The sequence below is a fragment of the Rhodospirillales bacterium genome (assembly GCA_014323865.1).
Lineage (GTDB): Bacteria > Pseudomonadota > Alphaproteobacteria > SP197 > SP197 > SP197.
In genome coordinates, this window is sequence record JACONG010000016.1 from 783,535 (window position 1) to 800,846 (window position 17,312).

Annotated in this window: 20 protein-coding genes; 5 read left to right on the top strand and 15 right to left on the bottom strand. The window is 63.0% G+C overall.

All coding sequences use genetic code 11. From position 1 onward, the window contains the following. Window positions 1–14 precede the first annotated feature (14 nt). A complete protein-coding gene (locus GDA49_12835; GenBank protein ID MBC6441264.1) occupies window positions 15–1,268 on the top strand; it encodes an MFS transporter in 1,254 nt (417 codons plus the stop codon). 205 nt (window positions 1,269–1,473) lie between these two features. On the opposite strand, the gene GDA49_12840 is transcribed toward GDA49_12835, so the two are convergent. Then, complete coding sequence (locus GDA49_12840; protein ID MBC6441265.1) at window positions 1,474–2,409, bottom strand: hypothetical protein; 936 nt, start codon at window positions 2,407–2,409, stop codon at window positions 1,474–1,476. Between the two features lie 66 nt (window positions 2,410–2,475). On the opposite strand from GDA49_12840, the gene GDA49_12845 reads away from it, so the two are divergent. Further along, complete coding sequence (locus GDA49_12845) at window positions 2,476–2,712, top strand: hypothetical protein (GenBank protein ID MBC6441266.1); 237 nt, start codon at window positions 2,476–2,478, stop codon at window positions 2,710–2,712. A gap of 85 nt (window positions 2,713–2,797) precedes the next feature. Here GDA49_12845 and GDA49_12850 read toward each other — a convergent pair whose 3' ends face one another. The 13 genes from GDA49_12850 to GDA49_12910 all read right to left on the bottom strand — a co-directional run bounded on the left by GDA49_12850 (window position 2,798) and on the right by GDA49_12910 (window position 12,970). After that, on the bottom strand, window positions 2,798–3,796 hold the full coding sequence (locus GDA49_12850; GenBank protein ID MBC6441267.1) for a glucosaminidase domain-containing protein: 999 nt from the start codon (window positions 3,794–3,796) through the stop codon (window positions 2,798–2,800). Then, window positions 3,759–4,634: a 3-hydroxybutyryl-CoA dehydrogenase gene (locus GDA49_12855; protein ID MBC6441268.1), complete on the bottom strand. Its 876-nt coding sequence runs from the start codon at window positions 4,632–4,634 to the stop codon at window positions 3,759–3,761. The genes GDA49_12850 and GDA49_12855 overlap by 38 nt, the downstream gene beginning before the upstream one ends. Before the next feature lie 79 nt (window positions 4,635–4,713). Beyond that, window positions 4,714–5,667 (bottom strand): electron transfer flavoprotein subunit alpha/FixB family protein, encoded by a 954-nt coding sequence (locus GDA49_12860; GenBank protein ID MBC6441269.1) that lies wholly within the window; start codon window positions 5,665–5,667, stop codon window positions 4,714–4,716. Between the two features lie 2 nt (window positions 5,668–5,669). After that, complete coding sequence (locus GDA49_12865) at window positions 5,670–6,419, bottom strand: electron transfer flavoprotein subunit beta/FixA family protein (GenBank protein MBC6441270.1); 750 nt, start codon at window positions 6,417–6,419, stop codon at window positions 5,670–5,672. A gap of 187 nt (window positions 6,420–6,606) precedes the next feature. Then, complete coding sequence (locus GDA49_12870; GenBank protein MBC6441271.1) at window positions 6,607–7,179, bottom strand: cob(I)yrinic acid a,c-diamide adenosyltransferase; 573 nt, start codon at window positions 7,177–7,179, stop codon at window positions 6,607–6,609. Between the two features lie 4 nt (window positions 7,180–7,183). Next, on the bottom strand, window positions 7,184–7,381 hold the full coding sequence (locus tag GDA49_12875; protein MBC6441272.1) for a twin transmembrane helix small protein: 198 nt from the start codon (window positions 7,379–7,381) through the stop codon (window positions 7,184–7,186). A gap of 324 nt (window positions 7,382–7,705) precedes the next feature. After that, window positions 7,706–8,293: a hypothetical protein gene (locus tag GDA49_12880; protein MBC6441273.1), complete on the bottom strand. Its 588-nt coding sequence runs from the start codon at window positions 8,291–8,293 to the stop codon at window positions 7,706–7,708. Beyond that, the gene (locus tag GDA49_12885) at window positions 8,290–9,393 is read right to left on the bottom strand and encodes a TauD/TfdA family dioxygenase (protein MBC6441274.1); all 1,104 of its coding nucleotides are present in this window, start codon (window positions 9,391–9,393) and stop codon (window positions 8,290–8,292) included. The genes GDA49_12880 and GDA49_12885 overlap by 4 nt, the downstream gene beginning before the upstream one ends. 30 nt (window positions 9,394–9,423) lie before the next feature. Next, window positions 9,424–9,606 (bottom strand): hypothetical protein, encoded by a 183-nt coding sequence (locus tag GDA49_12890; GenBank protein MBC6441275.1) that lies wholly within the window; start codon window positions 9,604–9,606, stop codon window positions 9,424–9,426. A 70-nt stretch (window positions 9,607–9,676) separates the two neighbouring features. Further along, complete coding sequence (locus GDA49_12895) at window positions 9,677–10,714, bottom strand: hypothetical protein (GenBank protein MBC6441276.1); 1,038 nt, start codon at window positions 10,712–10,714, stop codon at window positions 9,677–9,679. Continuing rightward, window positions 10,714–11,682, bottom strand: coding sequence for a hypothetical protein (locus tag GDA49_12900; protein MBC6441277.1), 969 nt, complete (start codon window positions 11,680–11,682; stop codon window positions 10,714–10,716). Before GDA49_12900 ends, GDA49_12895 begins: the two co-directional genes overlap by 1 nt. Window positions 11,683–11,708: 26 nt before the next feature. Further along, window positions 11,709–12,752: a hypothetical protein gene (locus GDA49_12905; GenBank protein MBC6441278.1), complete on the bottom strand. Its 1,044-nt coding sequence runs from the start codon at window positions 12,750–12,752 to the stop codon at window positions 11,709–11,711. Then, on the bottom strand, window positions 12,749–12,970 hold the full coding sequence (locus GDA49_12910; GenBank protein ID MBC6441279.1) for a hypothetical protein: 222 nt from the start codon (window positions 12,968–12,970) through the stop codon (window positions 12,749–12,751). The genes GDA49_12905 and GDA49_12910 overlap by 4 nt, the downstream gene beginning before the upstream one ends. Before the next feature lie 92 nt (window positions 12,971–13,062). Between GDA49_12910 and betC the strand changes: the two genes are divergently transcribed. The 3 genes from betC to GDA49_12925 all read left to right on the top strand — a co-directional run bounded on the left by betC (window position 13,063) and on the right by GDA49_12925 (window position 15,292). Next, on the top strand, window positions 13,063–14,565 hold the full coding sequence (gene betC, locus GDA49_12915; GenBank protein ID MBC6441280.1) for a choline-sulfatase: 1,503 nt from the start codon (window positions 13,063–13,065) through the stop codon (window positions 14,563–14,565). Then, entirely contained in the window at window positions 14,562–14,702 is a 141-nt protein-coding gene (locus GDA49_12920) for a hypothetical protein (protein MBC6441281.1), read from the top strand. The genes betC and GDA49_12920 overlap by 4 nt, the downstream gene beginning before the upstream one ends. A gap of 170 nt (window positions 14,703–14,872) precedes the next feature. Beyond that, the gene (locus GDA49_12925; protein ID MBC6441282.1) at window positions 14,873–15,292 is read left to right on the top strand and encodes a PEGA domain-containing protein; all 420 of its coding nucleotides are present in this window, start codon (window positions 14,873–14,875) and stop codon (window positions 15,290–15,292) included. A 354-nt stretch (window positions 15,293–15,646) separates the two neighbouring features. Here GDA49_12925 and GDA49_12930 read toward each other — a convergent pair whose 3' ends face one another. After that, window positions 15,647–17,305 carry an acyl-CoA/acyl-ACP dehydrogenase gene (locus GDA49_12930; GenBank protein ID MBC6441283.1) on the bottom strand — a complete coding sequence of 553 codons (1,659 nt, stop codon included), beginning with the start codon at window positions 17,303–17,305 and terminating at the stop codon, window positions 15,647–15,649. Window positions 17,306–17,312: the final 7 nt, after the last annotated feature.

The following is a 17,312-nucleotide window of genomic DNA, read 5'->3' on the forward strand; positions in this document are numbered from 1 at the left end:
CGGCGACTTTCCAATTGTCCGATCTTCCCGTGACCCAATCGGCCTCCACCATGCCCGCACCGGGTTTCGTCTTCGTCGCTGGCAGGATCTTCCTGCCGTTCGCGCTGGGCTACTTCCTGTCCTACCTCTACCGCACGGTGAACGCCGTTCTGGGACCGGTTCTGGGCGAAGAGCTGGGGATCGACGCGGCAGCGGTCGGCCTGCTGACCGGTGCCTACTTTTTCGCCTTTGCGGCGGTGCAGATCCCGCTCGGCATGGCGCTCGACAAGTTCGGCCCACGGCGGACCCAGGTTGTGCTGCTGGCCGTTGCAGCGATCGGCGCCTTCCTGTTCGGGCTGGGCGACGACACGCTCTCGCTCGCCATCGCGCGCGGCATCATCGGCGCCGGGGTCTCGGGCTGCCTGCTAGCCTCGTTCAAGATCTTCGCGCTCTGGATGCCCAAGCAGAAGCTGCCGCTGGTCAACGGTCTTCTGATGGCCTGCGGCGGAGCGGGTGTGATGGCGTCATCGTCACCGGTCCAGGCGGCGGTCGAGGCCATCGGCTGGCGCGGCATGTTCCAGCTGATCGCGGCGATCACCATGGCGGTGGCTTGCATCATCTTCTTCGTCGTACCCGAACGGCGCGCCGAGGGGGAGCCGAGGAACCTGCGGGAGCAGCTCAGCGGTCTCGGCTTCATCTTCCGCTCGCGCCTGTTCTGGTCAATCGCACCGCTGGTGATGACGGCCCAGGCCGCCTGGATGTCGACCCAGGCTCTGTGGTTCGGCCCCTGGCTGCGCGACATGGCGGGACTCTCGCCCCAGGCGGCCGCCGAGGTGCTCTTCATCGGCGGTGTCGGCATGGTTCTGGGTTATGCCTCGCTCGGCTGGCTGACCGAGCGGCTTAGCCGGATCGGCATCGGTGTCGGCATGGTGGCCGGCGTCGCGACGGCCGTGTTCATCGCGGTCCAGGTCCTGCTGGCGACGGGCACCCTTCTGCCCGCCTGGCTGCTGACGGCTGCCTTCGCGTACACGGGCGGGGCCCCGACGATCTTCTACGCTGGCCTGACCCAGAAGTTCCCGGTCGCCATGGCCGGGAGGGTCAACACGTCGCTGGCACTCTTTACCTTCACGCTGGCTGGACTCTTGCAGCTCGCCATGGGCGCGGTGCTCGATTTCTTCCCGGCCGACAGCGGCGGTTACACGTCCACCGGTTACCTTGTCGCGTTTGGCGGCTGGGCGCTGGTGCAGGCGGTGTGCTTCGTCTGGTTCCTGGCCCGGCGCAACGCCTGACCGCCGAAGAGTGTGTTCGAGACGTGTGACGGCCATCGCGTTCAGCCGACGACGGCCCGCGATCCCAGCCGCCCTTCCGGCTCGTGCGGAAGCTGATCTGCCACACCAGGTTTGTTCGCCTGAGATGTCCGGGGACAACCTGCCGGGTGCCTTCGTCTTCTTCAACAACGAGATCGCCATCATCAACCTGCTCGCGAGCCGGATATTAGAACATGCCATGGGGGACGATCTGACGCTGTCCCAGTTCGGTGTCCTCAACAACCTGATCAGGGTGCATCCCGAGTCGTCGCCTCTCCGGCTCATGGAAGGAAGGGGTTACGTAACCGTCCCACCCGATTCGAAGGGCAGACGGGGTAAGCTGGTTCGGATCACACCTGCGGGCCGCGAGGCGCACGATCGGGCCGTGGCGGCCGTCGCCCCTCCAATTGCGGACGTCTGGTCGGTGATCGGATCGGATGACCTGGGGAGCGTGCTCCCGTCCTTGCGCGCCGTTCGACGTCATCTCGACAAGGCGCGCTCCTGACCTGATATACGCGGTTGAGTCCATCAACTGACCGACGTCGCAGAGACGTCCGGTCCCATCGCTGACTCCGCATTCCTGATCGCTCTGCCGATCGGGGATGGTGCCCGTCGCCAGGCCCTTGAGATCGCCCGCGATCAGCTCTTGCGGGACCATGAGGTCGGCCATGGTCTTTTCCTGCTTGGCATCGTCGATCACGACACGGTCGGTCCGCGCGATGGTCTCGGCGTTCTTGCGCCCCAAGTGGTGCGCCTCTGTGGCCGAGAGGGCCGCCGTACGCACACCGGTGGTCCGGTCGCTGTCCATGATGCCGAGCGGCAGGCCGCTTTCGCTGTCGGGCACCGTGATCAGCGCACCGATGGTCTCCTGCCCCTTCTCGGGGTTGGCGGGGTTCTTGCCAAGCGACTTGACCGCCATCAACGGCGGCTCCGTCGCGGATGCCAGCATCGACATGTAGAGCCGGCTCTGGCCCGGCAGGATCTGCGCCTTGGGGGTGTTCCAGGCGGTTCCTGCATCGACCTGCCGCAGAAGATTCCCGATCGTCGCAACGATGTCGTGGGTCGTGATGCCGAGCGCCTGAACGTTCAGCCGGCGCAGATAGAGAAGCGATTCGTCGGTCATGGTCTACTCCGTCTGCGCCACAAGTCCGGCGGCCTCAATACCCAGAAGCGCCAGGGCTTCATCCTGATGACCCGCATCACCCGAAACGCCGAGCGCACCCAGCAAGAAATCGTCGCCGCCTGGATGATCGTCTCCGTCTGCTGGCGGGTTGGCTGTGTCATGCCGTCGATCCAATCGTGCGTGGATGAAACGGGCGAAACCGGCCAGATTGTCGCCGGTGGGTTGGTACGCAAACAGCGCTCTGTCGTCGTCTTCCCGACAATGCGGAGTGATGCGAAACTCTTTGTGCAAACGGTGGGATGATCCGGGTTTATCCGGGTTTTTCAGGGACGTGTTGATTGTTTCAGCACCGCGCCGGGGTTGGGATCAGAGTGTTGTTGTGGCGGTGTCAACGGGATATGCTCCGGTCCTCCGATATCTTCACGATGATCGTCGGATTGTCCTCGCGCAGCCCAGCGCCGTCCATCGGACGGAGATCGTTGGTGCGGATGATGCTGCGCAGGCTTTCGACATAACCCTCGCCGCGTTCGGAATAGGACGAGAGACCGGCGGCGAGGTTGGTGCCCGACGGCAGGTCACCACTTTCGCGTGCCTTGCTGCGAAGGTCGCGCAGGGCGCTGTAGGCGTTGTGGCTGTTGACGTTCAGAAGATAGGCCTCGACGGAATCGAGCGGCGTGTCGAAGGCGGCGATCTTGTAGTCGCCCAGGCTGCTGCGCTGCTCGCCGGGCGTGATGCCGTCACGACCCCAGGTCCATTGGCCGAAGAGTGCATTGCCCTCTGTCGCAAAGCGCGACGTGCCCCACCCGCTCTCCTCCGCCCCCTGGGCCAGGATGAGCGAGAGCGGCAGGGCGTCGACCCGGTCGACAAGCGCATCGAGCACATCGTCGGTGACGGGCGCATCGGTGTCGTCGGACACGCGGTAGCGCACGGCAAGGTCGGCGAGCCAGCTTTGCTCATCGCTGCTCAGCCGGGCCAGGTTCCTGAGTTCGAGCAGTCGTTCGCGGTCCTTGAGGATATGTTCGTTGGCGACCAGGCCCAGCGGGGCCATGAACATAAGGAAGACGGATTTCTTCTGGTCGACCGTGATGGAGTCGGCCAGCGCCGCCCCCAGGGAGGGCGATATCTCCGAGAGCAGGAGACGGGGCACGCCCGGCTTCGGCGCAGACCAGTTGTCGCGGCTGTAGTCGAGGCGTTTGAAGAGAGCGGTGACATCCTTGATCGAGCCGACCGAAACGACCATACGATCGTCGACCACGATCCGCGACACGATCAACGCCGAGGCGGAGCAGACAACGAGCAGTGCCGCGAGAACGAGAACCCGGCTGTTGCGGGCGACGGCCAGGGCGGGCCTAGCGGGTCGGGACGGGCTCGTCGCCGGCGTAATCATAGAAGCCCTTACCGGACTTGCGACCAAGCCAGCCCGCCTCGACGTACTTGGCGAGCAACGGACACGGCCGGTACTTCGTGTCGGCCAGACCGTCGTAGAGCACCTGCATCACCGAATAGCAGACATCGAGTCCGATGAAATCGGCCAGCTCAAGCGGGCCCATCGGGTGGTTCGCACCGAGCTTCATCGCCGTATCGATCGATTCGACCGTGCCCACGCCCTCGTAGAGGGCATAGACCGCCTCGTTGATCATCGGCAGCAGGATGCGGTTCACGATGAAGGCGGGGAAGTCCTCGGCGTTCGCCGGCACCTTCTCGAGCGTCAGCGTCAGCTCGCGGATCGTGTCGAAGGTCTCGGCATCGGTCGCCAGACCGCGGATCAGCTCGACCAGCTTCATGACCGGCACCGGGTTCATGAAGTGCATGCCCATGAACTTCCCGGGCCGGTCGGTCGCGGCAGCGAGCCTGGTGATCGGGATCGAGGAGGTGTTCGAGCAAATGATCGCGTCGGCTTTCAGCGTCTCCGTGAGCCTGGCGAAGATATCCTTCTTGACCGCCTCGTTCTCCGTGGCAGCCTCGATCACGCAGTCGCAATCCCTGAGGTCGTGATAGCCGTCGACGACCGAAATGCGGGAGAGGCCCGCCGTCATGTCCTCGTCCGAGATGCGGCCGCGGCGCACCTGGCGTTCCATGTTGCCGCCGATCACCTCGAGCGCGGCGTCGGCACAGGCCCGGTTCACATCGACAAGAGACACGTCATAACCGGCCAGCGCGCAGACATGGGCAATGCCCGATCCCATCGCGCCCGCACCGATCACGCCAATGCTCTTGATCTCCATGAGGAACACTTCCCTTCAAAGACTTGCAGCGGAGGTTTGGACTTGCGGCGGAGGCCTGGGCACCCGCTGCCTGTCCTGATCAGCGGGCCTGAATGCCCTGGTTCTGCAACTCGGTCTTCAACTCCGGCACAGCCGCGAAAAGGTCGGCCACGAGGCCGAAGTCGGCGACCTGGAAGATCGGCGCCTCTTCATCCTTGTTGATGCAGGCGATGACCTTGCTGTCCTTCATGCCCGCCAGATGCTGAATCGCGCCGGAGATACCGACGGCGATGTAGAGCTCGGGCGCGACGACCTTGCCGGTCTGGCCGACCTGGTAGTCGTTCGGCACGTAGCCGGCATCAACCGCCGCACGCGACGCACCGACGGCGGCGCCGAGGATATCGGCGACCTCCTCGAGCATGGCGAAGTTCTCGCCCGATTGCATGCCACGACCACCGGAGATCACGACGCGCGCCGTGGTCAGCTCCGGACGCTCGTTTTCACTGAGTGCGGCACCTTCGAAGCTCGAAAGGCCGGCATCGGCAGCACCCGAGACGGCTTCGACGGCGGCGGATCCGCCCTCGGCCTCGGCCGGCTCGAACGCCGTGGTGCGCACGGTGACGATCTTCGTCTCGTCGGTCGACTGCACGGTCGCCATCGCGTTGCCGGCGTAGATCGGACGCACGAAGGTGTCGGCCGAGACGACCTCGGTGATGTCGGAGACCTGCTGGGTATCGATCAGGGCGGCGGCACGCGGCATGACGTTCTTGCCGGTGGTGGTCGCCGCGGCGACGATGTGGCTGTAGCCCGAGGCCATGCCCGCGATCAGCGGCGCAACATTCTCGGCAAGCTGGGCACCCAGCGCGGTATCGTCGGCCACAAGGACCTTCGAGACGCCCTGGATCCTGGCCGCGGCCTCACCGACGGCACCGCAGCCGGAACCGGCCACGAGCACGGTGACATCGCCACCCATCCGGTTCGCGGCCGTGACCGCATTCAGCGTCGCCGAGGAGAGCTCGCTGTTGTCATGATCGGCATAAACGAGGATCGCCATCGTCAGATTACTCCGGAATCGGTGTGAAGCTTGTCGATGAGTTCGGCGACCGAACCCACCTTGATGCCACCCTGACGCTTCGGTGGCTCTTCCACCTTCAGCGTGTTGAGGCGCGGGGTCGTGTCGACGCCAAGCTCGTCCGGCGTCTTCCTGGCGATCTCCTTCTTGCGCGCCTTCATGATGTTCGGCAGCGACGCATAGCGCGGCTCGTTCAGGCGCAGGTCGACCGTCAGGATCGCCGGCATCCTGAGCGCCACGGTCTCGAGACCGCCGTCGACCTCGCGGGTCACTTTGATGCTGTCGCCGCCGGCCTCGATCCTGGAAACGAAGGTGCCTTGGGACCAGCCCAGCAGGCCCGACAGCATCTGGCCGGTCTGGTTGGCGTCATCGTCGATCGCCTGCTTGCCCAGGATGACGATATCGGGGGTCTCTTCAGCGACCACCCTGGCCAGCATTCTGGCGACCGCGAGCGGCTCCAGGTCGCCGTCGTGGACGACATGGATGGCGCGGTCCGCACCCATGGCCAGCGCGGTACGCAGAGTTTCCTGGCTCTGGTCCGGACCGAGAGAGATCGCAACGACTTCCGTGGCCGTGCCGGCTTCCTTCATGCGCACGGCCTCTTCGACCGCGATTTCGTCGAAGGGGTTCATCGACATCTTGACGTTGGCGAGATCGACGCCGCTCCGGTCCGGTTTGACGCGGACCTTCACGTTGTAGTCGATGACCCGCTTGACCGGGACGAGTACCTTCATCGCATCCGACTCCAGGCGACTGCTGTTTCAGGGATTACAGGGAACCGGGTCGCTGAAAGACGGCCCATTTCGCAGGTGCGAAAACTAGGACCGCGCCAAGGTCCGTGTCAACGCACCAAGTGTGCAAAATCGTCGCATTTGCGTCAGAACCGGCCATGTTCGCGGCTGCAGCGATCAAGGCGATCAATCAGGCCGACTGGCGCGTTGCGCCGGGTTCCCAGAGCACATCGGTGGCCCCCTTGTCGTTGAGCCAGCGGGCCATGACGAAGAGGTGGTCGGAGAGCCGGTTGGCGTATTTCACCGCCTCGGGATTGACCTTCTCGGAGACCGATAGCTCGGTCATCAGGCGCTCGGCGCGTCGGATCACGGTGCGGGCATGATGGAGCCGGGCCGAGGCCGGCGATCCGCCGGGCAGGATGAACGAGGCAAGCGGTGCCAGATCGCCGTTCATGGTGTCGATCTCGTCCTCCAGACGCTGGACCTGTTCAGGCGTGATACGCAGCGCACCCGACGCGCGGCGACCGTCATGCGGCGTGCAGAGGTCGGCACCGAGATCGAACAGGTCGTTCTGGATGCGGGCCAGCATGGCGTCGTCATCGCTGTCTGTATGGAGCCGAGCGAGACCCAGGATCGCATTGGCCTCGTCGGCCGTGCCATAGGCGGCCACGCGGGTGTCGTGCTTGGGCACCCGCTTGCCGTCACCCAGCGACGTCTCGCCGTTGTCCCCGCCGCGCGTGTAGATCCTGTCAAGTTTCACCATGGCGTCAGTGCCGATCCGCAAGCAGGAACATCAGGGCGAGAAGGATGATCGCAGCGAACTGGAAGATGACGCGGAAGCGCATCAGCCTGTTGCCGTGCTTGCGGTTGAACGCGCCGCCCTTCACGAAGCTGCCGATGCCCATGAAGAGCGCCGCGGCGGTGAGGATGACAAAGGTCAGAACGACAAAGAAGAGCCAGCTCATGAGCGAGCCTTTCCGACCGGGAACCCGGCATGAAGGACGATGGTTGCAGAGATTAGGTACGTTCGCTGTCCTACGCCAGACCAGAGGGCGACTCAATCCGGCGAATCGGCGATCTGCGCAAATGTTGAATCCCGATGCGATCGGACCATGGTCAGCCAGGCCTTGCAGCGCGGCCTTGCTGTCCTCAACGCTCGGAAGCGTACCCGCCGGGATTCACCGGAGGGCGAGGCGCATTCCCGCATGATCGTCGAACCACGCCTTGCGCCGTTTCGAGGCTCTCGTCACGCATGCGCCCGATGTTGATCTGCGCCACATGCCATTTGCTCATCGCGTGTGCGCGTTCACGAGCGCCGCAAGCATGGCGCGGTAGCGATTGAAGCCGGGGACATTGGCGTCGGGGGCCTTGCCCTCTTCGTCCCAGCGCCGCACGCGCACGGCGTCGGCACAGTGGGGGTGCGCGGCGAACCGCTCCGCCTCGTCCTTCTCCATCATGCCCCCCTGAAGCGACATGGTGTGGATCGAGGCCTCCGAGAGCTTGTCGCGGTAGTCGGGCTCGACGCTGCAGAGATAGCGCTTGGCATCGACATGGAGCCCGATCGGTTCTGTCACCGCCGCCGGGAAAAACGGTTCCAGGGCACGCGGGGCAGCACGGTCATGCCGCTTGTCGGCGACGGTTTCGTTGAGATTGTCGGGATCGGGATCGACGTAGTAACCGACGTCGTGGAGCAGCGCCGCGGCCACCAGCGCATCGGGCGCGCCGTCGCGCCGGGCGCAGGCAGCGCACTGCAGCATGTGTTCGCCGATCGTCACCTTCTCGCCCAGATAGCTCGACTCCATGATCGCCGCGAAGAGGTCGCCGAGCCGATCGATCACGTTGTCGCGGGTGAGATCGGAAAGAAGCGCCCCGGTCATGCCGTTTCCCGTTCCAGAACGCGCAGCGTGCTCAGCAACGAGTCCTTGTCGGCGTAGCAACCCTGCAGGTGGCGGCGGCCCGATCCGCCGACGGTCTTGCGGCCGTGCAGCACACGCTGGTTGTCGACGATGAAGAGATCGCCGGGACCTGCCTTGAACGTCACCTCGAGCGCCGGGCGTTGCAGCACCTCCGCGAACCGCCGATAGGCGCGATAGAATGCCGGCATGATCCCGGGATCGAGGTCGAAAGTGCCAATCGAACGGTTGTTGAAGCGAACCTCGCGGACGTCGCCACGGTCGTCGAGGCTGATAAGCCGGGCGCGGGTTTCGAGATGGGTGTCGGCGCTTGTGAAGCGGAACGGCACCGCATGGCCGGTCAGCAGCGCGAAGTCGGCGGGCGCTTCCTCGGCCAGCAGCCGCGCCGCCTGGAAACCGTCGACCACGACCGATTCACCGCCGTCGTTCTCGCTCACCAGGCAATGCAAGAACTGCATGCCCGGCACCGGGTCGCGATAGGGGTTGTCGGTGTGACATGAGAGACCCATCGGCGTGTAGGCGAGGTTGATCGGCTGCGGTTCCGTGCGGACCTCGAAGCAGGGCCCGTAGTTCGTCTCGCGCACGTATCCGAAACTGCGGACGACCTTCAGCAGCGTGCCGGGCTCGGTCGGAACGTTCTTCAGCAGGGTGAAGCCGAGATCGCGCTGATCGACCAGCCAGGCCCGCCTGGACGCGCTGTCGGCAAGGGTCGCGGGCCAGTCGTGGACCGGCATCGCCTCGGCAAGGTCCGCGCCCCACAATCGGCGTTCCGAGCCTTTCTGTCCTGCAGCGTGCTCGCGCAGCCATTCGAGACCGTAGGCCGCATGGTGGCCGTCGGGTACGAACCGCACCTGGAGCGCGCCGTATTCGCTGGTGACCTCGCCGATTGCGATGTCGGACGGCAGATCGGTGATGTCGAACAGCTTCTGGCCGTTGGCATGGCGCGCCTCTGGCGACGGCGAATTGTCGCGCAGCCAGATGGCGAACACGCGATCGCGACGTCCGTCGTCCCACTGCAGGTCCAGATGGTCACCGTTGTTGTGAAACCGGGCGAGTCCGACCATGGCGTCTCTCCCCATCGGGTTGGTGTGGCATCATTGCGCCGCGTCGGCACAGTGGGGGTGCGCGGCGAACCGCTCCGCCTCGCCCTTCTCCATGATGCCTCCCTGAAGCGACATGGTGTGGATCGAAGCCTCCGAGAGCTTGTCGTGGTCGTCGGGCTCGACGGTGCAGGGGTAACGCTTGGCATCGTCATGGAGCCCGGTCGGTTCTGTCACCGACGCCGGACGGCTCCAAGACACGCGGGGCGGCACGGTGATCATGGGCCCGCACCGTTTTACCCTCATACTACAATACCCAGTCCACCACAAGAATCATGCCCACCACGACGAACATTACCATGGCAAAAATGAGAATGGCGCGCATCCAGGGTTTTCTCTTTCTCTTTCGCCAAAAATTGCGGAATGAGCGCAAAAATTCGTCGAACACATGGGGCTGATTTTGCTCATCCGCGTCATCCGGTGTCACATCGCCATGCCTTGATGTGTATGCGAAACGATCAAGATGACCATCGACGTGATCAACGTGATCAAGTCGGTCATTGACGTTGTCGATCTCTTTCACCAAGTCCTCCACTATCTCCTCCAATGCATTGATCCGGTCCCGGAGGTTCCCCGTCCCGGATCCCTGCGGTGTTTTCGCTGGGGAGCTTGCGGTGGATGATGCCTGACTCCTCGCCTTATCGAAGGCGGAGATGGACCGGAGCACCCTTTCGTCATCAAGAGGCACCGAGTTTGGGGTCGGTTCTTTGAAGACCAGAAGCGTTTCGTGAGAGCCGGCATACTCGAACGTAAGCGCCTGAAGTATTTTCGGCACCTCGTCTTCCTGCTCGGCACAGGACAGGTGAAACTCCAGAACCTGCCCTTCGACGACCTGCCATTGTGCCGGGCGCTCCTGCACATCCTGCTGGATGATGCTCCGCCATTCAAGAATCCTGTTGTCCGTAACGAGTTCCCTCGCATGGTCCATGAGGGTGTTGACGGGCCCCTCGATCTTGGACCAGTCAGTACAGATGACACTGTCGCGGGGATTATCAATCTGGACCGCAACCGCCACGCCGAAAAAGCCTGGTCGACTCTGCACATCACGGCACGGAGAGATGGCACCGAACAGATTGATTGCCTTGCGGAGCCGGACGTTCTGAAGTCTGCGGGCGAAGAACGCGGTTTCACCTTCGCGGATATGATGATGGATTACGCCGTCGTGCTGACGGTCAAATTCATAACAGTGAACAGGCACCCTGGAGAGAATGCCGTTGCCCTGCACCTTGAGGCCACGCTCCGTCCCGAATATGACTTCTCCCTGGATTGTTGTCTCGGTGGCCATCATTTCCAACGATTGACACGCCCCAGAATCCGCTGAAACAGGGTTGGCCCCGGCCGCTTGCCCTCGAATTGTTCGATCAGCCAGAACAATATCTCTTCAATATGCCTGAAAGACGGCTTAACGAGTCGCAGTTCTCCGCCGCTCATGTCAAGCTCGCCAAGATGGAGGGGCGACAGGAGTGTCTTTTTGGGCTCCGGCCAATGATCCCAGATCTGGTAGGTCTCACCACAGAATCTGTTCAAGTAGTCCAGCAGCGCATCTTTGTCAAGCTTGTCATAGACGGTTTGCCCGTCGCTTGCTCCAAACTCCCGCAGACGCTCAAGGGACTCTTTCGGTTTAGAGATGACGACCGCAAGCGAGATGCGGTCCAGCAAGCCCCGGAAATTTTTTTTCAGGTATGTCATGAAGGACGCGAAGAGCTTGTCGTTTTCCTCGATATCGGGGCTCAGCATCAGAACGACACAAAACCTGAGGTTGGGATTGTCCAGATAAGCGTGCAGAAGAGGCGCCATGACCGGTGGCGGAGCGCCGGGTTTTACCAGAACCTCCTGCAATAGCTCTCCCGACATCTCGAGAAAGCCGAACTTTGAATGTATTTTCCTCCCGTTTGTTGTACGGGTATCGATCATGACCTCGCGCACGGCGTTTTCGCCAGTGGCATTCGGGTCCGGCAACCGGCCTTCGATCCACTGGTCTTTCCACATATTGATGATGGCCCTGCCTTCCCAGTCCTGACCTTCAGGCCCATCAGGAACCGATATTTCCGTCCGGAAGGGACCTTCATTCATCAAGTAGTTCATCAACATCCATTGAAAGGTGGTTTTTCCGGAACCGGGGAACCCGAAAGAGAAAATGTAATTGCCGGACTTCTTCGCTCTGATATCGTCAATCGCAAGGCCATCCCTCTGCTTGGGACGGTAGCGCTTGATTTCATCGATACGATTGGGGAAAGAGGTGCCCTGGTTCATTTTCTGGTCCATGGTCGTCACTTGTCCTAGCCGTCGATGACGCGGCGCTTGCCGCCGCCACGCGGTGTGGCGGGCTTTGCGTCACGTTCGAGCCGACCGCGGCCGAAGAGGGCAAAAGACAGAAGCAGGGGCAGAACGTCGGTGACAGAAGCAAGGACGAGGGAAACCCATGTCGCAAGCGGGTTCGGCATTTCGCCGAAGCCATTCTGGAAGGCATAAACAATTTCACCCAAGCGACCGAGGCCCGGATCAATCTTCTGATGGGAGACGGCCTCATCTTCAGGCAGAAGGGCGTTCGCCGCGCGCTCGACGTCAAGGGAAATCGTGGATATCTCGCCGAGAGCATCCAGCCCGCCTTTTGTCAAGAGAACCCGCTCCGGGCTGTCGTATTCGAGAAGTGTCGCATCAATGAGGCGAACAAGGTTTTCGATTGCCGGGGCTGCGGTCGTTTCGAGCGTAACACTCAGGATATCCTCAGCGGCCGCGCTGTAACGGGCATACCAATCATTGACCAAGGCCATGTCTGATCCGATCCCCGGAACGGCCAGATTGGTGATCTCACGCCCGAGAATGCGCTCAATTCGCTCCATATGCAAGCGACATTCCTGGCCGCAGCCGGGGCGTAGCGGATCGTTGATTTGATCCCGGAGGTTCTCGATCTCGACCCGGAGATCCGTTTCCAGAGCACGGGCGAAAGACAGTTCTTCCATGCCATCGAGGGATGCCCGTGTCATGACGAGGTCGTCCCGGAAGACCGCGAGTTTCTCGGTGACCGTGCTCTCCGTCACGTCTTCGCGCATGAAATTGGAATAGAGGAAGTTGAAGTTGGACGCGATCGAGAAGAATGCCGCCACCATCCAGATGAACAGAGGCAGAAGGAAGCGCCGCTCGGTGGACCGGAAATAGCTGATCGTGGCATCCATCATCAGGATGATCATCATCAGCAGAACCACCAGGGGCAATGTAATCTCGCCTGCTGTGCGCAACAGGCCTCCATAGGAAAGATAGCCTGAGATGCCCACCGCCAGAAAGAGTGTGAGCGCGTAAGCTGGAACCAGGAGAGTGGTCAATTCATTCCTCCAAACATACCATGCTGACCAATTCCGACTATAGGCACTCTCGCAACGTGGTTGAACAGGGTTTCGTGAAAAATTGCGATGACCGTGCCCGCCAACCGGAATCCAGAAGCCGGACCGCCCGCCATATTGCCGGACAAAGACGCCAGTCCATTCCGGGCCACATGGCTGGAACCGGCCCTGTCCTTCACCATCGTGTCGATGTGCATCATTGCGCCGCGTCGTTCGTGCTGCAATCCTTGAAGCCGCGATGTCAGGGCATGTCTGCCAGGAGACGGGCCGGGGATCGTGAAAGGGGGTGCCGATGGTCGCCAGGCCGCACATTCTGCTGATCCAGGCCGATCAGATGGCCGCAGCCTGTCTGCCGTTCCATGGCCACCCTGTCGTTCAGGCACCGCATCTTGCAGCGTTGGCCGCGTGCGGCACGGTGTTCGAGTCGGCCTATTGCAACGTGCCGCTCTGCGCGCCCTCGCGCTTCTCGATGATGGCGGGCCGGCTGGCTTCGACGATCGATGCCTTCGACAACGCCTGCGAGTTTCCCGCCAGCATCCCGACCTTCGCACATCTGCTGCGCGGCGCCGGCTACCGCACGGCGCTCTCGGGCAAGATGCACTTCGTCGGCCCCGACCAGTTCCACGGCTTCGAGGAACGCCTGACGACGGACATCTACCCCGCCGACTTCCTCTGGACGCCGGACTGGCGGCTGGGCGTCGACCAGCGCTTCATCGATCTCACGCCGGTTCGCGAATCCGGCCTGTGCAAACGTTCGGTCCAGATCGATTATGACGAGGAGGTCGTCTTCGAGGCCGAGCGCCTGATCTTCGACCACGCGCGCAGCAGCGATGACCGGCCGCTCTTCCTGACCGTGTCGTTCACCCACCCGCACGACCCCTATATCGCACGCAAGCGCGCCTGGGATCGGTACGATCCCGCCGACATCGACCTGCCGCGGGTGCCCTTCATCGAGATCGACGCGCGCGACCCGCACAGCCGCGACATCAGTATCCACCACGGCATGGACCTCTACCGCCCGACCGAGGAGGACCTGCGCCGAACACGGCACGCCTACTACGCCAACATCACGATGGTGGACGAATGGGTCGGGCGGCTGCTTGGCGCACTCGATGACTGCGGCATGGCCGGGACCACGGCGATCGTCTTCACGGCCGACCATGGCGAGATGCTGGGCGAGCGCGGACAGTGGTACAAGAAGACCTTCTTCGAACCCGCGGCGCGCGTTCCGCTCGTGATCGCCGAACCCGGCGGGACACCGCGGCGGGTCACAGGACCGGTCTCCCTGCTCGACCTGATGCCGAGCCTCGCCGAGATCGGCGGGGCCTCGCTCGATCCGCTGCCCGACGGCGTCGACGGCGATAGCCTGATGCCGGTCGTCAGGGGCGCGCCTGCGGTGCCGGACCGTACGATCGCCAGCGAACTGATGTCGGAAGGCACCGCCGGACCGATCGTGATGCTGCGGCGGGACCGGTGGAAGTACATCGCGTCCAGCGCCTATCCCGCCCGCCTCTACGACCTCGCGAACGACCCCGACGAACTGGTGAACCGCGCCGGCGATGCCGCCGTGGAGGAGGTCGAGGCGAGCCTGGCGGCCGAGGTGGCAGAGGGTTGGGACTTCGACGTGCTGACCCGTCGAATCCTGACGAGCCAACAGCGTCGTCTCGCGATCCGAGGTCCCCTGGCCGAAGGCATCGTCGCGGCATGGGACTTTCAGCCCGTGAAGGATGCCTCGGCCGTGTACTATCGCGGCAAGAGCGCCCGGAGCGGGCTGCGCACGGGAGATGTGGCATGAGCCAGGGATACCGCGAGACCCTGCCGATCTCTTTCGAAGAGGAGGTCGAGGGCGAAGCCGGCTTCGAGGCCCCAGTCCCGGAAGTCCTCGCCCCGGAAGTCCTCGCCCCGGAAGGTCGGGATCACCGGCACGCCTGAGGCCAGAACATGGTCAGAATCGGCGTGTTCGCCCGCGCCCATCCGGGAGAATCGTAACGGCTGGTTAAATCAGGCTTACCCATGACTTTTCCTTTGACATAAGTCGGCCTATACACGAGTTTCCCATGTGTACCCAATAACCAGGGAGTGGTAACGACCCATGAACAAGTTTGTCTCTCTCTTCCTTCCTTCCTTCCTTCCTTCCTGCCTGCCTGCCTGCCTGTGCCTTGGTGCTTGCTGGTTGCTCAACCATCACACAGGGAGTCACGCAAAATATCACTATAAACACGAACCCGGTAGGTGCAAGTTGCTACCTGGAGCGACTGGGCAACCGTATTGAAACGATTGATTCAACACCTGCCACGGTTACCGTTACCAAGACCAGGGACGACATCAGGATTGTTTGTAACAAGCCCGGTTACCAGACAGCGACTTACTGGAACCAAAGCGGTTGGGAAAGCGGGACTGGTGCAGTTGGAATTGCTGTAGATGTTCTGCTCACGGCGGGCCTCAGCAGCGCCATCGATTCCGCTACAGGCGCTGACAACAAGTACGAAAGCCCTGTGAATATCACCCTGATCTCGGAGTAACTGGAAGGATGTAGCACACTCACTACCAGTTTCCCGCCCTTCATGAGCAGTTATATGGGCGACAATTTGGGGAAGCACCAGGGTATCGGTCCCCCGGTCGAACAGTGAGGTATCAGGAATCCGGACAGAGTAGACCGAGTGGCCCCGCTCTCGTGTTGATGCGGAAGATGAGAGAGGAACTTTCATCGGGTTCGGGAGGCCGCAAGCCTCCCGTGCCTGCCCTCGCGGCCCAGCCCGGTCGCCTGCAACAGGCCGAGACCGGTGCCTGCATGATCGGATGCGTGATTCCAGGCAGCCCGCAGGGCGGCATCCTCAAGTCAGCCATGGCGTCCCGCTTCGCGGGAGAACGCTCCCTCAGTTCGTATCCGACAACAACCGGCGGGCGATGACTTGGGCCTGGATCTCGGCGGCACCCTCGAAGATGTTGAGGATACGGGCGTCGCACAGGACGCGACTGATCTCGTACTCCTGAGCGTAACCGTTGCCGCCGTGGATCTGGAGCGCATTGTCGGCATTGGCCCAGGCGACACGTGCGCCGAGCAGCTTGGCCATGCCGGCCTCGAGGTCGCAGCGGCGGCCAGCGTCTTTCTCGCGGGCGGAGAACCAGCAGAGCTGGCGGGCAATCATGGTCTCGACCGCCATCCAGGCGATCTTGTTGGCGACGCGCGGGAATTCGGCAATCGAGCGGCCGAACTGCTGGCGCTCGCAGGCGTAGTTGAGGCCGAGCTCCAGGGCGGCCTGGGCGACACCCACGGCGCGCGCGCCGGTCTGGATGCGCGCCGATTCGAAGGTCGCCATGAGTTGCTTGAAGCCCTTGCCCTCTTCGCCGCCGAGCAGGTTCTCTTCCTTCACCTCGAAACCGTCGAAGCCGATCTCGTATTCTTTCATGCCGCGGTAGCCCAGCACCGCGATCTCGCCGCCCGACATGCCGTCGGCAGGAAACGGGTTGGCATCGTCGCCACGCGGCTTTTCGGCCAGGAACATGGAAAGACCGCGGTAGCCCTTCTCGTCCGGATCGGTGCGGGCCAGCAGTGTCATCACGTCGGCGCGCGCCGCGTGCGTGATCCAGGTCTTGTTCCCGGTCACATGATAGGAGCCGCCATTCTTCACGGCGCGCGTCTTCAGGCTGCCGAGGTCGGAGCCGGTGCCGGGTTCGGTGAAAACGGCTGTGGGGATGATCCTGCCCGAGACGATGCCGGGCAGAAAGCGTTTCTTCTGGTCCTCGGTGCCGCCGTTGATGATGAGTTCGGAGGCGATTTCGGTCCGCGTGCCGAGCGAACCGACACCGATGTAGCCGCGGCTCAACGCCTCGGTCACCACGCACATGGCGACCTTGGTCATGCCGAGGCCGCCGTGCTCCTCGGGGATCGAGAGGCCGAAGACACCGAGTTCCGCCAGCTCCTGCAACACCTCAAGCGGGATGACGTCGTCCTTCAGGTGCCATTCGTGGGCGAACGGCCTGACCTTCTCCTCGGCATAGCGGCGGAACTGGTCGCGCACCATGACGAGATCCTCGTCCAGCCCGTCTTCGCCGAAGCCGCTGTTCTTCCAGTCGGCCGCCAGGATCGCGGCCAGTCGCTGGCGCGGGGCGTCACCCGAGGCTTTCATCAGGACCGAAACATCCCCGGTCCAGAAGGCGTGGAGGTCGTGGTCGGAGATGCCGAGATCGTGGGGGCGGACGACCTCGACCTGGCTCATGGCGATGCCGCCTGCAAGCTGGGCGAGATACTCGCCGGTGCCGATCTGCAGGGTCAGCGTCTCGACCTCGCCGAGTTTGCCGGTCTCATCGAGCGCACGGGCCCAGCGCAGCATCTGGCGCAGGCCCTCGACATAGGTCGCAAGCCAGGCCAGACCGTGGGCGGCATGCTGATGCCGGTCCACCAGCCTGGCGTCGACACCCTTGTCGGCATCGACCACCAGCTCCCGCACACCCCGGCGCGCCGCATCATAAAGGCCCTCGGAGGCCGCAAGCGCGCCCGAACAGTGCTCCAACAGGTCGTCAGGAACGGTCATGACACCT

Excerpts from the sequence above, each read along its gene's own strand:
- GDA49_12895 (MBC6441276.1), bottom strand. The coding sequence starts at position 10,714 with ATGGCCACCGAGACAACAATCCAGGGAGAAGTCATATTCGGGACGGAG.
- GDA49_12920 (MBC6441281.1), top strand. The coding sequence starts at position 14,562 with ATGAGCCAGGGATACCGCGAGACCCTGCCGATCTCTTTCGAAGAGGAG.
- betC (MBC6441280.1), top strand. The coding sequence starts at position 13,063 with ATGGTCGCCAGGCCGCACATTCTGCTGATCCAGGCCGATCAGATGGCC.
- GDA49_12860 (MBC6441269.1), bottom strand. The coding sequence starts at position 5,667 with ATGGCGATCCTCGTTTATGCCGATCATGACAACAGCGAGCTCTCCTCG.
- GDA49_12880 (MBC6441273.1), bottom strand. The coding sequence starts at position 8,293 with ATGACCGGGGCGCTTCTTTCCGATCTCACCCGCGACAACGTGATCGAT.
- GDA49_12840 (MBC6441265.1), bottom strand. The coding sequence starts at position 2,409 with ATGACCGACGAATCGCTTCTCTATCTGCGCCGGCTGAACGTTCAGGCG.
- GDA49_12930 (MBC6441283.1), bottom strand. The coding sequence starts at position 17,305 with ATGACCGTTCCTGACGACCTGTTGGAGCACTGTTCGGGCGCGCTTGCG.
- GDA49_12845 (MBC6441266.1), top strand. The coding sequence starts at position 2,476 with ATGACCCGCATCACCCGAAACGCCGAGCGCACCCAGCAAGAAATCGTC.
- GDA49_12910 (MBC6441279.1), bottom strand. The coding sequence starts at position 12,970 with ATGATGCACATCGACACGATGGTGAAGGACAGGGCCGGTTCCAGCCAT.
- GDA49_12865 (MBC6441270.1), bottom strand. The coding sequence starts at position 6,419 with ATGAAGGTACTCGTCCCGGTCAAGCGGGTCATCGACTACAACGTGAAG.
- GDA49_12870 (MBC6441271.1), bottom strand. The coding sequence starts at position 7,179 with ATGGTGAAACTTGACAGGATCTACACGCGCGGCGGGGACAACGGCGAG.
- GDA49_12875 (MBC6441272.1), bottom strand. The coding sequence starts at position 7,381 with ATGAGCTGGCTCTTCTTTGTCGTTCTGACCTTTGTCATCCTCACCGCC.
- GDA49_12850 (MBC6441267.1), bottom strand. The coding sequence starts at position 3,796 with ATGATTACGCCGGCGACGAGCCCGTCCCGACCCGCTAGGCCCGCCCTG.
- GDA49_12885 (MBC6441274.1), bottom strand. The coding sequence starts at position 9,393 with ATGGTCGGACTCGCCCGGTTTCACAACAACGGTGACCATCTGGACCTG.
- GDA49_12855 (MBC6441268.1), bottom strand. The coding sequence starts at position 4,634 with ATGGAGATCAAGAGCATTGGCGTGATCGGTGCGGGCGCGATGGGATCG.
- GDA49_12900 (MBC6441277.1), bottom strand. The coding sequence starts at position 11,682 with ATGAACCAGGGCACCTCTTTCCCCAATCGTATCGATGAAATCAAGCGC.